Annotated in this window: 12 protein-coding genes; 7 read left to right on the top strand and 5 right to left on the bottom strand. The window is 71.8% G+C overall.

Features of this window, described 5'->3' with window-relative positions; genetic code table 11:
- Position 1 precedes the first annotated feature (1 nt).
- From WG209_RS03945 to greA, 5 genes are all read left to right on the top strand, one after another.
- The gene (locus WG209_RS03945; RefSeq protein ID WP_337173704.1) at positions 2-1,813 is read left to right on the top strand and encodes an HlyD family efflux transporter periplasmic adaptor subunit; all 1,812 of its coding nucleotides are present in this window, start codon (positions 2-4) and stop codon (positions 1,811-1,813) included.
- A 2-nt stretch (positions 1,814-1,815) separates the two neighbouring features.
- Positions 1,816-2,631, top strand: a complete 816-nt coding sequence (locus tag WG209_RS03940; protein WP_337173703.1) for an ABC transporter ATP-binding protein — start codon at positions 1,816-1,818, stop codon at positions 2,629-2,631.
- Between the two features lie 40 nt (positions 2,632-2,671).
- Positions 2,672-3,949, top strand: coding sequence for an ABC transporter permease (locus tag WG209_RS03935; RefSeq protein ID WP_337173702.1), 1,278 nt, complete (start codon positions 2,672-2,674; stop codon positions 3,947-3,949).
- 84 nt (positions 3,950-4,033) lie between these two features.
- Positions 4,034-4,828 carry a Uma2 family endonuclease gene (locus WG209_RS03930; RefSeq protein WP_337173701.1) on the top strand — a complete coding sequence of 265 codons (795 nt, stop codon included), beginning with the start codon at positions 4,034-4,036 and terminating at the stop codon, positions 4,826-4,828.
- A gap of 310 nt (positions 4,829-5,138) precedes the next feature.
- A complete protein-coding gene (gene greA / locus WG209_RS03925; RefSeq protein WP_337173700.1) occupies positions 5,139-5,618 on the top strand; it encodes a transcription elongation factor GreA in 480 nt (159 codons plus the stop codon).
- Between the two features lie 13 nt (positions 5,619-5,631).
- Here the strand turns inward: greA and WG209_RS03920 are convergent, their stop codons facing one another.
- From WG209_RS03920 to WG209_RS03905, 4 genes are all read right to left on the bottom strand, one after another.
- Positions 5,632-6,375 carry an RluA family pseudouridine synthase gene (locus WG209_RS03920; RefSeq protein WP_337173699.1) on the bottom strand — a complete coding sequence of 248 codons (744 nt, stop codon included), beginning with the start codon at positions 6,373-6,375 and terminating at the stop codon, positions 5,632-5,634.
- On the bottom strand, positions 6,372-6,836 hold the full coding sequence (locus WG209_RS03915; protein WP_337173698.1) for a hypothetical protein: 465 nt from the start codon (positions 6,834-6,836) through the stop codon (positions 6,372-6,374). The genes WG209_RS03920 and WG209_RS03915 overlap by 4 nt, the downstream gene beginning before the upstream one ends.
- Before the next feature lie 281 nt (positions 6,837-7,117).
- Positions 7,118-7,735 (bottom strand): superoxide dismutase, encoded by a 618-nt coding sequence (locus WG209_RS03910; RefSeq protein ID WP_337173697.1) that lies wholly within the window; start codon positions 7,733-7,735, stop codon positions 7,118-7,120.
- Between the two features lie 186 nt (positions 7,736-7,921).
- Entirely contained in the window at positions 7,922-9,697 is a 1,776-nt protein-coding gene (locus tag WG209_RS03905; protein WP_337173696.1) for a matrixin family metalloprotease, read from the bottom strand.
- 604 nt (positions 9,698-10,301) lie between these two features.
- Between WG209_RS03905 and WG209_RS03900 the strand changes: the two genes are divergently transcribed.
- Positions 10,302-12,332: an acetylxylan esterase gene (locus tag WG209_RS03900; RefSeq protein ID WP_337173695.1), complete on the top strand. Its 2,031-nt coding sequence runs from the start codon at positions 10,302-10,304 to the stop codon at positions 12,330-12,332.
- A gap of 173 nt (positions 12,333-12,505) precedes the next feature.
- On the top strand, positions 12,506-14,335 hold the full coding sequence (locus WG209_RS03895; protein ID WP_337173694.1) for an HlyD family efflux transporter periplasmic adaptor subunit: 1,830 nt from the start codon (positions 12,506-12,508) through the stop codon (positions 14,333-14,335).
- Between the two features lie 20 nt (positions 14,336-14,355).
- Here WG209_RS03895 and WG209_RS03890 read toward each other — a convergent pair whose 3' ends face one another.
- Positions 14,356-15,270, bottom strand: a complete 915-nt coding sequence (locus tag WG209_RS03890; RefSeq protein ID WP_337173693.1) for an NAD(P)-dependent oxidoreductase — start codon at positions 15,268-15,270, stop codon at positions 14,356-14,358.
- Between the last annotated feature and the right edge of the window lie 9 nt (positions 15,271-15,279).

Genomic DNA, 15,279 nt, shown 5'->3' with positions numbered 1-15,279 from the left:
GGTGGGCTTCGGCAAGATGTTGGCCCTGGCCCTCGCCGCCCTCGTGGCGGTGGGGGGCGTGGCCCTGGTCAGCGTCCCCGGCCTGAGCAAGCCGATCCACGGCTTCTTCGCCCCCGCCGCGCTGGACGTCATCCCGTTCGAGGTCAGGCGCGGCTCGCTGCTGATCACCGTCACCGAGAAGGGGTCGCTGGAGAGCGCCAAGAACGAGATCGCCTACTGCCAGGTGGAGGGGACGACCACCATCCTGAAGATCCTGCCGGAGGGGACCCCGGTCAAGAAGGGGGACCTGGTCTGCGAGCTGGACTCGGCCACCCTGAGCGAGTCGCTGACCAACCAGCGGATCTCCACCGAGGGCGCCAAGGCCGCGTACGAGCAGGCCAAGCTCACCCGCGAGGTCGCCGAGATCGCCGTCAAGGAGTACGAGGACGGCATCTACGGCCAGGAGAAGGCGACCATCAACGGCGAGATCAAGCTCGCCGAGTCCGACCTCGCCCGCGCCGCCGACCGCGTCGAGTGGGCCAACCGGATGTTCGACAAGGGCTACGTCTCGCTCGCCCAGAAGAAGACCGAGGAGCTGAACCTCCAGAAGGCCCAGTTCGCGCTGGAGCAGGCCAACAGCAAGCTGAAGGTGCTGGAGCAGTTCACCAAGGCCAAGACCATCAAGGAGTTGCGCAGCGACGTCGAGAAGGCGCTCTCCGACGAGAAGGCCAAGGAGCAGACCTTCGACCTGGAGAAGCAGAAGGAGGCGAAGTACGAGCGGCAGATCGCCAACTGCAAGCTCTACGCGCCGGGGGACGGCCTGATCGTCTACGCCAACGACCCGGGGCGGAACTTCGGCAGCAACACGCCGCAGATCGAGGAAGGGGCGACCGTCCGCGAGCGCCAGGCGATCTTCAGCCTGCCGGACGTCACCAACATGCAGGTGAACGCCAAGATCCACGAGTCGCAGCTCGACAAGATCGCCTCGCGCATGGGCGCCGGCCGGCTTCGGGCCAAGATCCGCGTCGACGCCTTCGCCGACCAGGAGCTGGACGGGACCGTCACCGACGTCGCCCCCCTGCCCGACCCGACGAGCTTCTTCAGCTCGGACATCAAGGTCTACACCTCGCACATCAAGATCGACAATCCGCTGCCGGGCCTCCGCCCCGGCATGAACGCCGAGGTCGTCATCCTGGTCGACCGCAAGGACGACGTCCTGACGATCCCCGTCCAGGCGGTGCTGGAGTACAAGGGCAAGGCCCACGTCGCGGTCCGCGGCCCCGAGGGGTACGACCGCAAGGAAGTCGCCCTGGGGGCGACCAACGACAAGTACATCGAGGTCGTCGGCGGCCTGGACGCCGGCCACGTCGTCGCCCTGAACCCGATCGCCCTGCTCACCGACGAGGAGCGCCGCGAGCTGTTCGCCGTCGGCAAGGGGGGCGGGGGCGGCCAGCAGGAATGGGCCAAGGCCGACGGCGCGGGCGAAGGCCCCGACGGCGCGCCGGCCGCCGGCGGCCCGCCGGGAGCCCCGGGAGCCCCCGGGAGCCCCGACGCCGCCAAGGCCAAGGGCAAGGGGGGCCGTCGCGGCGCCGGCGGGCCCGGCGGCGCGATGGGCGCCATGTTCCAGAACCTCTCCGCCGAGGAGAAGGGCAAGCTCCGGACGGGCACCGAGGAGGAGAAGGCCGAGATCCTCAAGAAGGCCGGCGTCACCCCCGAGATGCTCGAGCAGATGAAGCAAATGCGCCAGAACGGCGGCGGCCCCGGAGGCCCGGGCGGCCCCGGCGGGCCGGGCGGACCGGGCGGCGGGGCGGGCGGCCCCGGGGGGGGGAACTGACCGTGCAGCCCCGACCCGAACCGGCGCCCCAGGGCGTCAAGCCCCTGGTCTCGATCGTCGACGTGCGCAAGACTTACGTCATGGGGCACGCCCCCTCCGGCGGCGGATTCTTCGGCCGCCGGGGGCCCAGCCAGACCGTCACCGTGCACGCCCTCCGGGGCGTGTCGGTCGACTTCTACCCCGGCGAGTACGTCGCCATCATGGGGGCGTCCGGCTCCGGCAAGAGCACCATGCTCAACCTGCTGGGCTGCCTGGACCGCCCCACCTCCGGCGAGTACTTCCTGGGGGACCGCGACGTCGCCCGCCTCGACGACGACGAGCTGTCCGAGGTGCGTTCCCGCTACCTCGGCTTCATCTTCCAGTCGTACAACCTCATCCAGCAGTACACCGTGCTGGAGAACATCCAGCTCCCCCTGACGTATCAGGGGGGGGGCGAGCTGAGCCCCGAGGCCGTCCAGCGCTCCATCGAGCTGGCCACGATGGTCGGCCTGGGGGAGCGCCTGGACCACCGCCCGACCCAGCTCTCCGGCGGCCAGCAGCAGCGCGTGGCCATCGCCCGGTCGCTCATCAACGACCCGTACATCATCCTCGCCGACGAGGCCACCGGCAACCTCGACACCAAGACCAGCCACGAGATCATGGACATGCTCCAGCGCCTCAACGACGCGGGCAAGACCATCATCATGGTGACCCACGAGGACGACATCGCCGAGCACGCCAAGCGGATCATCCGCATGCGCGACGGCCAGATCATCGAGGATGGGCCCAGCCCCCGGATGCTCGCCGCCGCGGGGTCGCCGGCCGCCGTCGAGGCCTGAGACGGCCGCCCGCCCACCATCCACCGCGAGGACCTAGACCATGCGACGCATCTGGCGCGGCCTGAAACTCGGGATGAAGAGCCTCCTGCTCCACAAGCTGCGCTCCGGGCTGACCGTGCTCGGCATCGTCTTCGGCGTGGCCGCGGTCATCTCCATGCTGGCCATCGCCGAGGGATCCAGCCGCGACGCCCAGGAGCGCATCCGGGCCCTCGGCGCCAACAACATCATCATCCGCTCGGTCAAGCCCAGCGACGAGGCCCAGGCCTCCGCCGGCCGCCCGGCCCGCATCCTCAACTACGGCATCAAGTACGAGGACTACGACCGGATCATGGCCACCGTGCCCACGATCCGCAAGGCGTTGCCCATCCGCGAGATCCGCAAGGGCATCCGCCGCCTCCAGCACACCCTGGACGGCATGGTGGTCGGGACCACGCAGGACTACGCCGAGTTCAACCGCCTGGAGATGGAGCGGGGCCGCTTCCTCACCGCCGCGGATAACGAGAAGTACCAGAACTACGCCGTCCTCGCCTCCACGACCGCCAAGACCCTGTTCCCCTACGAGGACCCCATCCACCAGACGATCAAGCTGGGGTCCGACTACTACACCGTCGTCGGGGTCACGCGGGAGCGCGAGAGCACCGCCGGCATCGGCGGAAGCCTCGCGGCCAAGGACTACAACAAGGACGTCTACATCCCGCTGAACACCTGCAAGGTGCGGTTCGGCGAGCGGATCATCAACAACCGCTCCGGCTCCATGGAGGCCGAGGAGACGCAGCTCTCCCAGATCACCCTCCAGGTCGGCAACATCGACCAGGTCCAGCCCACGGTCCCCCTCATCAAGGCGGCCTACGAGAAGTACCATCCCAAGAAGGACGTCGAGATGACCGTCCCCTACGACCTGCTGCTGGAGGCCCAGCGATCGGCCCGGCAGTTCAGCATCATCCTGGGGACGATCGCCGCGATCTCGCTGCTGGTCGGCGGCATCGGCATCATGAACATCATGCTGGCGACCGTCACCGAGCGCACCCGCGAGATCGGCATCCGCCGGGCGCTGGGGGCCAAGCGGAAGGACATCACCCAGCAGTTCCTGATCGAGACGGTGGTGCTCTCGGGCGTCGGCGGGATTTTGGGGGTCTGCATCGGGATCACGATCCCGCGGATCATCGTCTACTTCATCCCGGACCAGAAGGCGTTCGTGACCGGCATGTCGGTCCTGCTGTCGTTCGGGATCTCGGTGGCCGTCGGCATCCTGTTCGGCCTCTACCCGGCCCGACGCGCCGCGATGATGGACCCGATCGAGGCCCTCCGACACGAGTGAGCGACGTTGTTGCGTCGGCCCGCGCGGCGGGCTAGACTCGACGCACGCATGAATCGACCCGGGCTAGACCAGGGAGGATGCGCCGTGAGCACGGCCGACCCGCCGCCTTCGGCCCCCGGCCTCGCGCCGAGCGGGCTGTACGTCGACGCGCGCGACCCGACGTACCCCGACTCCGACGGCAAGCCCATGGCCGAAAGCACCCAGCAGTTCGACTGGATCGTCACCATCGAGGAGGGCCTGGAGGCCCTCTTCGACGCCCGGCCCGACGTGTTCGTCGCCGGCGACCTGCTCTGGTACTACACCGAGGGCGTCGTCAGGGATTGCGTCGCGCCCGACGCCATGGTCGTCTTCGGCCGCCCGAAGGGCCGACGCTATTCCTATCGCCAGTGGCTCGAAGGGGGCCTGGCGCCGCAGGTCGTCTTCGAGGTCTATTCCCACGCCAACACCCCGGCCGAGATGGCCCGCAAGCTGAACCTCTACGACCGGCTGGGCGTCGAGGAGTACTACGAGTACGACCCGCGCGGCGGCTCGCTCAAGGGCTGGCTCCGCGACGGTGCCCGGATGCGCCCGATCCCCGAGGTCGACGGCTGGCGAAGCCCCCGCCTCGGCGTCACGTTCGAATCGCCTCCCGAGGAAGACGCCCTGGTCATCCGCCGGCCGGACGGGACCCCCTTCGTCACCGCCGTCCAGGCGATGCGCCAGCGCGACGAGGAGGCCCGCCGGGCGGACGAGGAGGCCCGCCGGGCGGACGAGGCCGAGCGTCGCGCCCGCGCCGAGCACCGGCTCGCCGACGCCGCGCACCGCCGCGCCGAGGAGGCCGAGGAGCGGGCCGAACGGCTGGCCGCCATGCTGCGGGAGATGGGATTGAACCCGGATTGAGCGCGACCGATCGGAAGAGACCCCGCCGCCCGAATCGGGTTGGGCTTGCATCGCCGTGGAGCGATTACTAGGCTTGATGTCGGATGGACGGAACCGGATGCGGCCTAAGCATTCGGGACGTCTCATTTTTTTTTGCCCCGGCGGCGCGCCCGGGCGATCCCCGGAGTTCTTGGACTCGTTTTCGTCAACCCTCGAACCCGTCCCCAGGACGAGGACGACGCCCACGCCGATCGACCGACGGCGACGCCTCTCGGCGTCCCGCCGATTCGACACGCGCACCCGTGACGTCCGGAGAATGGAGCAGTTCGGCATGTCCAGCGACCGCATTCCGATGTCGAAGGAAGGCTACGAGAAGCTCTTCGCCCAGCTCGACAAGATGAAGAACGAGGACATGTCTCGGATCGCCGAGCAGATCGCCGAGGCCAGGGGTTTCGGCGACCTCTCGGAGAACGCCGAGTTCGACGCGGCCGTCGAGGCCCAGGGCATGCTCCAGGCGCGCATCAACGACCTCCAGGACAAGCTCAGCCGGGCCTACATCGTCGACAGGTCGACCCTGCCGAAGGACCGCGTCGTCTTCGGCTCGCGGGTCCGCGTCCTCGACGTCGACATGGGGGACGAGGAGGACTTCACCCTCGTCGGCCCCGGCGAGGAGGACTACGACAAGAACTTCATCCTCCTCACCAGCCCGATCGGCCAGGGGCTCGTCGGCAAGAAGGTGGGGGACGAGGTGGAAGTCCCCATCCCGCGCGGGACGCTCAAGCTGAAGATCGTCGAGATCGGCGTCGACTGAGCCCGATCGACGTTCAAGCATCCCGGGGGCCGGACGCGCGTTCGAGCCCCCAGGCGGCCCACGACGCGGGTGTCGGGGCGACGAGGATCAGCGGCGCCGACGTGGCCGGGTGCCGAAGCTGCAACGACCGGGCGTGGAGCGCGATCCCGGGCGCGAACGGACGGGTCGCCCCGTAGTGCGCGTCGCCGAGGATCGGCGTCCCGCGCGCGGCGGCCTGGACGCGCAACTGGTGCGTCCGGCCGGTCTCGGGCCAGAGGCGGAGCCATCGGAGGCCGTCGGGGAGGGTCGCGGAATCGTCGACGACCACGCGCGTCCGCGCCCTCCTGGCGCCCGGCGTCCCCTCGGCGACCACGCGCACCAGCCCCTCGGCGTCCGTGCGGGGGGTCAGCCAGTCCTCCCAGGCGTCGACCGGGGCGGGGAGCCCCGCGCCATCGGCCCGGGGCGCGGGGTCGGGGCCGGCCTCGACGACCGCCCAGTATTCCTTGATCGCGGCCCGGTGCTCGAACTGGCGGGAGAGCCGGCGGGCGGCCTTGGGGGTCTTGGCCCAGACCAGGATGCCCGAGACGGGGCGGTCGAGGCGATGGACGATCCCGAGGTAGGCGTCGTCGGGGGAGGCGGGGTGGAGATGGCGGCGGGCGTCCTGCTCCAGGGTCGTCTCGCCGGGGGGGGCCCAGTTCCCCTGGACGAGCTGCCCCGCCGGCTTGAGCAGGGCCAGGCAATGCTCGTCCTCGAGGAGAATCCGGGGCGTTCCGCTCACGGCGTCGCCAGGGGGGGGTTGGCCTTCAGGTCGCGGGTGAGCGACCTCGTGGCGGACTCCTCGGGCTTCATCAGCTCGTCGGCGAGGTCGCCGGGGGTGGCGCCGGCGGTGGGGTCGACGCCCGCGGTCCCCGGCGGGCCGTAGGCGTTGATCGTCGGCCGCGCGGCCTTCTCGCCCGCGGTGGGCATGCCGAAGGTCGTCGCCGCCTTGGCCCGCGCGCCCTGGTCGTCGGCCGCCGCGCCGGGGCCGATGTTGTAGTTGAACGCGTCGGCCATGGTCGCGGGACCGGGGCGCGGGTCGGAGCTGAAGCCCACGACCGGCGGCTCGCCCGTGCGCGCGTAGGGCCGGCCCGGCGGGACCTCGCTCTTGGTGCTTCGGCAGCCGGACGACGCGGCGAGCGCCAGCACCAGGATCCCCCCGATGGGCGCGAGCGACGAGCGGAGGACGTGGGGTCGTTCCATCGACGGGACTCCTCCTGTGGAAACGCGACCGGACGCGAGGGAGCGAAGGCCCGCGCGTCCGGATGATAGCGAACCCGGGGGCCCGGTCAAGCCGAGCGACCGGGCCGGCCGGGCGCCGACCGCATCCCGAGCGGGCCGGCATGAAGCCCTTCCGCTCTCGCCGGGGAAGGTAGCCCGGGGGCCGGACGAGTCGGCGCCCGCGCCCGTCGTCCCCTCTTCGGGACTGCCTCGCGGTCCGTCCTCCCCCGCGAAGGGGGAGGACGTTCGTCACGACCCGGGGCTCACTTGCCCTTCGCGGCCTCGTAGCGGCGGGAGACCTCGTCCCAGTTGACGACGTTCCAGAAGGCGGCGATGTAGTCCGGGCGGCGGTTCTGGTACTTCAGGTAGTAGGCGTGCTCCCAGACGTCCAGGCCCAGGAGGGGCGTGGCGCCGTCGGAGAGGGGGGTGTCCTGGTTGGGGGTGGAGGTGACGGCGAGCTTGCCGTCCTTGATCGTCAGCCAGGCCCAGCCGGAGCCGAAGCGGGTGGTGGCGGCCTTGTTGAAGTCCTCCTTGAACTTGGCGAAGCCGCCCAGCTCGGAGGCGATGGCGTCGGCCAGGGCGCCCTTGGGCTCGCCGCCGCCGCCGGGGCCGATGATCTCCCAGAAGAACGAGTGGTTGGCGTGGCCGCCGCCGTTGTTCCGCACCGCCGTCCGGATCGCCTCGGGGATCGCGTTCAGATCCGCCACCAACTCCTCGATGGGCTTGCCCTGGAGCCCGGGATGATCCTTCAGCGCCGCGTTCAGGTTGTTGACGTAGGCGGCGTGGTGCTTGTCGTGGTGGATCTCCATCGTCTTGGCGTCGATGTGCGGTTCGAGGGCCCCGAAGTCGTAGGGCAGCGGGGGGACGGTGTACTCGGCCATTCTTGATCGCTCCTTGTTCGCGGGGTCCGTCGGCGGGCCGTCAAGTCGATCGCCCCGGGCCGACGGGGCCCGGGGCGGTTCGCGACGTTCCGGTGGCGGGTCGGTCGATTCGACGTCCCGCTCAGGCTACCACACGACGGACTCGCCCTCAAACGAGGGAGGCAACTCCCGAGCCGTCGCCGAGCGTCAGGCGGGGGCCCGACGCAGGGCGGACTCCCAGCCGGCGGAGGCGAGCATGGGGGCCGTCTGCCGGAGCGGGGGCATGCGGCCGAACGGCGGCCGCCGCGCCGGCGGCAGCGGCGCGCGGCCCGGCGGCACGCGGGCCGGGGCCTGCGTCGCGGCGGCGATGGTCATGTTGTAGCCGGCGACGGGCGCGGCGCTCGGGGCCTGGATGAGCACGGTGAGCGCGGCGTTCCTCGTCGCCGAGACCGTCGCCTCGCCGTTCCCCTGGGCCACGACGCGGCCCCGGTTGTTGTAGATCTGCACGATCGTCCCCGGCGCCGAGACGTGGTAGACGCCCGCGACCGCCGCCTGGAACGCGTGGAAGTCGACGTCGCCCGTCGTCAGCGTCAGGCCGTAATAGACCTGCTGCGTGACCCGGCCCAGCCGCGTCGCCGTCCTCGCCGTGTCGTTCTGCTCGAATACGTCCGGCAGCACCACCGTCGTCGTCGGGTAGATGGGGCCGGTGGCGGGGGGAGTCGGCGCGACGGGGGGGATCGGCGCCGGGATGTTGGGCATCGTCGGGACGGTCGGGACCGCCGGGGCCGTCGGGACGGTCGGCCGGACCACGACCGGGGGCGGCGGCGGGGCCGGCGTGCCCGACACGGAGATCGTCAGGTTGTAGGTCCCCACCGCGAAGACGTCGTCGGTCGCGCCGGTGACGGCGGCGTAATACCGCCGGCCAGGGACCAGGGAGGACGCCCGGGCCGTCGCGTCGGCGCTCCACTTGCTGGGATCCGAGGCCGTCGCCAGCACGCGGCCCGAGTCGTCGTGGAGCGTGACCTTGGGGCTGAGCATGCTGAGGTTCGACGCCGACGCGGTCACGGACCACGTCCCGGCGGAGTACGAGGGGGCGACGAAGCTGAACCACTGGGTCTCGCCGATCACGTCCAGCGACGCCGCCTCGGAGGTGAACGTGTTCGAGGTCGCCAGCGGGCCCGTCATGTCGATGGGCAGCGCCGCGCTCTTGCCGTACCCCTGGGCCTCGTAGACGTCGACCTTCCGCGCCCCGTAGATCGCGCGGATGCCTTCGAGGTCGCCGTCCGAGAGGGTCGTGACGACGCCCCCGTAGACGGAGCGCATCACGTGGGACGAGTCCGTGGGATGCCCCAGGCCGAGGGAGTGGCCGGTCTCGTGCAACAGGACGCTGAACAGGTCGTACTGGCGGCCGATGCCGTAGTCCATCGTCAGGTTGATCTCGACGTCGCCGCCGCTGGTCGACCCGTTCGGGGGGGGGTAGTAGGTCTGGGCGAGGATCTTCTGCTCGCCCATCGCGACGCCGCCGATCCGGATGTCGCCGAACCGCGGATCCCCCTGCCAGGCGCCCAGCGCGTTCTGCCCGTAGGGGCCGTCGGCGACCGGGACGATGTTGATGTTGGCCGCGGTCTGCCAGGTGGCCAGCGCGCGCGCCAGCTCGCGCCGCCACGTCCCGGCGCCGAACTTGGCGTCGAACGCCGAGGAGATCGTGTTCGTCCCGCTGATCCACGACACGCCGTCGGGGGCGATGCTGTAGGTGATGCGCGAGGGGTCCGACCACTTGTAGCCCGAGATCACGTAGTCGACGCCCGACGCGCTGAGGAGCTGTCGCTCCTCCAGGACTTCGGACAGCGTCGGCCGCAGCCGTCGCCTCCGGGCCCGGGCCTTGGCCCTGGCGTCCACGATCCTCGATCCGATCCGCCGCCCAACATCCTTGCATCCCGTCCAGGTCCGCTCTCCGAGCTGGACCATGGGAAGCCCGAGCATGCCGCACCCCTGACCTTGCGGCGCGACGCGGGGCCCTCGGCGCGGACGACGATCCAGCCTCCCGTCGCGGGCGGACGAGACGGGCCGTCGGCCCATCCCCTCGCCCTCGACGGCCGGCGGCCGTCCCCCTCGCTCGCCCCTCCCTCGCCGCGCCTCTCCCGCCCTGGTCCATCCCTCCGTGAGTCCGACCCCCTATCCCTGGCGAAGTCGACCGCCGTCGCCGGCGGCCCGCGGCCTGGCCGCGCTTCCCTCGGAGGTTCACCGGGCCGTCGAGGTGGTCGACGACCTTGCGTGCCGCGCAGAGTTTGGCGACATGCATCAATCTGACGGCCTTGCCGAAGCCGCCGAATATTTCGGAGAGACCTTCGATACCCAAAACCTAGGTCAGGATTCCAGAGATATCCTCAAGAAATCCCCTGCGGCGGCCGAACAAAGCGGCCCACCCGCGCCAGGCGCACGGATCAGGCGGCATAATCGGATTATGCCAGGGACAACAGCCGCCACCCAGCCACCCACGCAGCCACGCCGCCCGCCCGCCCCTTGCGACGCCCCGGCGCGCCCGATAGCCTGATCCCCGGACGATCGGGACACGCGGAGGGCGGCCATGCGGACGATCCGGGAGAGCGACCCCAAGGCGGAGTACGGCGAGGCCCTGCGTCGATCGTTCCCGACGCCCGCGGCGGGCCCGGCCGGGGGGGTCGGCTGGGACGATCGATTGCGCGGCGTCGCCGAGGGGCTGCGAAGCTCGTTCGGAGCGGCCCTGGCGGCCGAGGCGGCCGACCTGGAGCCGGAGATCCTGGGCGTCGTGGAGCGCGACGACTACCTGATCGAGCGGCTGACCTTCCAGAGCCGCCCCGGCGTCCGCGTCACGGCGAACCTCTACCGGCCCCGTCGCGTCGACGCCCCCGCGGCGGGAGTCCTGTGCGTCCACGGGCACTGGAGTTGGGCCCGCGTCGACCCCGGCGTCCAGGCCCGTTGCATCGGGCTGGCGAAGCTGGGCTACGTCTGCCTCTGCGTCGACGCCTTCGGCGCCGGCGAACGCGCCGTCGCCCCCGCGCCGGGGACCTATCACGGCGGCCCCATGGGGGCCTCCACCTGGGCGGCCGGCGTCCCGCTGATCGGCCTGCAGGTCTTCGACAACCGCCGCGCGGTCGACTACCTGGCGAGCCGCCCCGAGGTCGACCCCGCCCGGCTGGCCATCACCGGGGCCTCCGGCGGCGGCAACCAGTCGCTCTACGCCGGGGCGCTCGACGACCGCCTCAAGGCCGTCGTCCCGGTCTGCGGGGTCGGCACCTACGAGGCCTACCTGAGCGCGGCCTGCTGCGCCTGCGAGGTCAACCCCTCGGGGATGACCTACGCCAGCACCGGCGACCTGCTGGCCCTGATCGCGCCCCGGGCGCTGCTGGTCATCAGCGCTAGCCAGGACGCCCCGCAGTTCAGCGTGGGGGAGGCCGCCAGGAGCCTCGCCTACGCCCGGGGCCGGTTCGAGGCCCTGGAGGCGGGGGACAAGGTCCGGCAGGTCGTGATCGACTCGGGCCACGACTACAACAAGCCGATGCGCGAGGCGATGTACGGCTGGCTCGACCGCTGGCTCCGCGAGAAGGGGGACGGCTCGCCCGTCGCCGAGCCGGAGATCCAGGCCGAGGACCCCGAGACGATCCGCTGCTATCCCGACGCCGCGTCCCGGCCGGCGACGATCGTCACGATCCCGGCGTTCGTCCACGCCGAGGCGAAGGCGCGCTTCGCCGCGCTGCCGGCCGCGCCCGACCACCGCGAGGCCTGGGACGCGGCCGCGTTCATGCTCCGGGACGACCTGGACCGTGTCCTGGGGGGAGTAGCCCCGACGAACCCCCGAGCGCGGATGACCTTCGGCGCGGCGGGCGGCCCCTGGTCGATCGCGATGGAACCCGAGGCCGGCCTGTCGCTCCGGGGGATCTACCGTCGCCCCGCGCCGCCGGCCGCGCCGAAGGGGCTGGCGATCCTGGCGAGCGAGGAGGAAGTCTCCGCGGAAGCCACGGCCGCCTGGGCCGAGACGTGGGCCCGCGCCGGGCACGCGACCTGCGCGGTCGAGCTGCGCGCCCTCGGGCGGCTCAAGCCGGCGACGAACCCGGTGGCCGGGGCGATCGACCACGACGAGGCGGAATGGGGAGTCTGGACCGGTCGCCCCCTGCTCGGCCGCTGGGTCCGCGACTTACTCACCTGGGTCGAACTCCTCGCCTCCTTCGCGGACGGGCCGCCGAAGCTCCCACCCGGCACCCCGGTGGTCGTCCACGGCCGGGGCGCGGCGGGGACCGCGGCGATCCTCGCGGCGGGGCTCTCCGAACGGATCGGGACGGCCGTCGCGGAGGACGCCATCGTCCGCCTGGTCGGGCCCGAACCGGCCGCCTGGGGGCCCATGCGGATGGGCCTGATCGTCCCGAATCTGTTGACCCTGGGCGACTTCGGACGCCTCGCGAGCCTGGCGGCGCCGCGACGCCTGGCGATCGTCCGGGGGCTGGGGACGGACGGCGAGCCGGTGCCGCGGGGCGAGCTGGTCGAGGCGTTCGCGCATTCTCGCACGATCTACCGGCTCCACGACGCCGCCGACGCCCTCTCGTTCGCGGATCGACTGGAGGACGTCCCTGGCCTGACGTGAACGTGCGCGCGGCGAATCGAGGGTCCGGGCGCGGGGATTTTGACGCCGATTCAAGATAGGTCAGCGCCGCGACGGGCGTTGACCCGGGCGGTCGACTTCCGATAATCGAGATATCATCGACGAGGAGTCGCGGCCCGCGGCCGGATCGAGCGCCCCTTCCCTTCGGACGACTCATGCAAGACTTCACGCCCCCCGCCCCGCGCATCGAGCTGCCCTCCCCGCCTCGGCGCTCCTCGTTCGCGCGGAAGTCGGCCGGGCTCGTCCTCGCGCTGGCGGCGATCGGGGGGGCGGCCTGGGCCTGGGAGAACGGCTACCGTCCCGAGTGGCTGAAGGACGACGACGGCCCGGCGTTCGAGCTGGTACAGGTCGACCGCGGCGACGTCATTCAGTTCGTCGTGGAGTTCGGCACGATCGAGAGCGCGTCCGACGCCGTGGTGAAGTGCGAGGTCGAGGCGCTGGTCGGCGTCGCGGGCGGGTCCGGCGGCGGGTCCGGCGGCGGGGCCGGCGGATCGTCGGGCGCCGCGAGCAAGGCCTCGACGGGGAGCGCGCCGGCGGCCGGGGTCGCGAAGGCCGCGGCGGCCACGAAGGGGGCTTCGGGGGGCGGCGCGGCCGCGACGTCCGGGGCGGCCGCGGGGGGCAGGCCGACGATCCGCAGCTTCAGTTACACGGTCCCCAGGTACACGCCCCTCCGTCGGACGACCAGCACGGCCGGCGCCGGCGGGGGCGGCGGCGGTGGCGGTGGGGGCGGCGGCCGGGGCGGCCGGGGCGGCGGCGGCGGCGGGTTCGAGGAGCGGGCGGGGTCGACCCGGATCATCTCGATCCTCCCCGAGGGGACGGAGGTGAAGAAGGGGGACGTGGTCTGCGAGCTGGACGCCTCCGCCTTCCGCGACGAGCTGAAGGCCCAGCAGATCCGCTGGCTCCAGGCGAAGTCCTACGTCGTGCAGGCCGCCTCCACGCTGGCCGTCAACGAGATCACCCTGCGAGAGTATCGCGACGGCATCCTGCCGCAGGACCTCCACCAGATCCGCCAGTACATCGACACGTGCGAGACCGACCGCGACCGCGCCGCGAAGAACCTGGAATGGTCGCGGGGCATCCAGGCGAAGAACCTGCGCGCCGCCTCCCAGGTCCTCGCCGACGAGCTGACGCTCCAGCAGGCCGAGTTCGTCCTGAGCGAGGCGAACGGCATGCTGGAGCGGCTGGAGAAGTACACCGGCCCGAAGATCATCAAGTCGCTGGAGGCGAAGCTCGCCTCGATCCGGGCCGACAAGCTCGCCCAGGACGCCAGCTTCGCCCTGGAGGACGAGCGGCTGAAGCGGCTGGAGAAGAACATCGCCGCCTGCACCCTGCGCGCCCCCAGCGACGGCGTGGTCGTCTACGTCAACCAGACCAACGCCTGGGGGCGCGTCGAGTCGTACATCGAGGAGGGGACGACGGTCCGCCAGGACCAGCCCATCTTCCAGCTCCCGGATCCCAAGCGCATGCGGGTCAAGGCCCGGATCAACGAGACCAAGGTCTCCTCGCTGCGGGCCGGGCAGACGTGCCAGGTGCGGGTGGACGCCTACCCGGACCGCCCCCTGCTCGGCAAGGTGGTGGACATCACGGCGATCTCCAGCCCGGTGAACGGCCCGTTCTCGGACGTGCGGGTCTACTTCGCGATCATCTCGATCGACGACGCCTTCTCCGACCTGCGCCCCGGCCTCAGCGCCGAGGTGACGTTCCTCAGCGACCGCCGGGACGACGTCGAGCGGATCCCGCTGGCCTCGGTCCGTCGCCACGGCGGCGCCTCGTTCGTCGCGCTCCCCGAGGAGCGGCCCGACGACGACCGCGACGAGCCCGCCTACCGCTGGCAGAAGGTCGACCTCGGCCTGAGCGACGCCGAGTTCGTCGAGGTCGTCTCCGGCCTCCGCGCCGGCGACCGCATCATCGCCGACCCCTCCGCCCTCGCCGCCCCCGCCCTCGCCCCGGCCAATACCCAGGTCGCCACCGCCGCGGGGGAGTGAACCGGCATCGAGAGGCCGGCTCACCCCCGCGCCGCGGCGACCAGCTCCGCGACGGTCCGTTCCAGCAACGGCGCGCCGCCGAAGGTCATGCCGAGGGCGCGCAGCCGGTCGGTCACGATCTCGTTCCTCGGCCGGCCCGGCTCCCCCTCGATCGGCCCTCGGGCGTCGGCCAGCCGGCGGGCGATCTGGGCGACCTCGTGCTCGGAGACGTAGCGGTCGCAGCAGTTGAACATCCGGCCCGAGACGGCGTCGGCCTCGGCGTCCAGGAGGATCGCCACGGCCTTCGCCACGTCGGCCGCGTGGACCACCTTCGCGCCGCGGCGGCACTCGACGGGCCGCCCGGCGACCGCCTCGCGGACGAGGTCGAACCACTTGCTGTCGGCCGGGCGACGGGCCAGGCCGTACACGCCGCAAGGGCGCAGGGAGCAGGCGGCGAGCCGTCCGGAGAGGCCGTAATCGGCGACGAACGCCTCGACGGCCCCCTTGCTCGCGCCGTAGTGGCTGCGGCTCCAGCTCGGGTGGGTTTCGTCGAGCGGCCGGTCGGGCAGGATGACGTCGTGGACGGCGCCCGAGGAGAGGAAGACGAACCGGCCGACGCCCGCCTCGCGGGCGCGCTCCATCAGCCGGATCGAGCCGGTGACGTTGCGGTCGACGAACTCCAGGACATCCCCCTCGTCGCCGACGAACCCCCGGCCGGGGCGATCGACGGCCGCGTGGACCACGGCGTCGGCGTCGCGGACCAGCTCCCGCGCCGCGCGGTCGTCCCCCAGGCCGCCGTCGATCCATTCGAGCGAGCCGGGCGTACCACCCTCGGGGAAGCCGAAGAGGTCGCTCGACGCCCGCCGCCAGGCGACGACGCGGTGTCCCGACGCGAGCAGATTTGCGACGATGTAGCGGCCGACGAACCCCGTCGCCCCGGTCACGGCGATCCTCATCCCACCCTC

It is taken from the genome of Paludisphaera sp., assembly GCF_037189885.1.
GTDB lineage: Bacteria > Planctomycetota > Planctomycetia > Isosphaerales > Isosphaeraceae > Paludisphaera.
This window is presented reverse-complemented; position numbering and strand designations above follow the sequence as displayed.

What these genes read in the sequence shown, in the direction of transcription:
- WG209_RS03935 (WP_337173702.1), top strand. Translation starts at nt 2,672, where the DNA reads ATGCGACGCATCTGGCGCGGCCTGAAACTCGGGATGAAGAGCCTCCTG.
- greA (WP_337173700.1), top strand. Translation starts at nt 5,139, where the DNA reads ATGTCCAGCGACCGCATTCCGATGTCGAAGGAAGGCTACGAGAAGCTC.
- WG209_RS03915 (WP_337173698.1), bottom strand. Translation starts at nt 6,836, where the DNA reads ATGGAACGACCCCACGTCCTCCGCTCGTCGCTCGCGCCCATCGGGGGG.
- WG209_RS03910 (WP_337173697.1), bottom strand. Translation starts at nt 7,735, where the DNA reads ATGGCCGAGTACACCGTCCCCCCGCTGCCCTACGACTTCGGGGCCCTC.
- WG209_RS03905 (WP_337173696.1), bottom strand. Translation starts at nt 9,697, where the DNA reads ATGCTCGGGCTTCCCATGGTCCAGCTCGGAGAGCGGACCTGGACGGGA.
- WG209_RS03900 (WP_337173695.1), top strand. Translation starts at nt 10,302, where the DNA reads ATGCGGACGATCCGGGAGAGCGACCCCAAGGCGGAGTACGGCGAGGCC.
- WG209_RS03895 (WP_337173694.1), top strand. Translation starts at nt 12,506, where the DNA reads ATGCAAGACTTCACGCCCCCCGCCCCGCGCATCGAGCTGCCCTCCCCG.
- WG209_RS03890 (WP_337173693.1), bottom strand. Translation starts at nt 15,270, where the DNA reads ATGAGGATCGCCGTGACCGGGGCGACGGGGTTCGTCGGCCGCTACATC.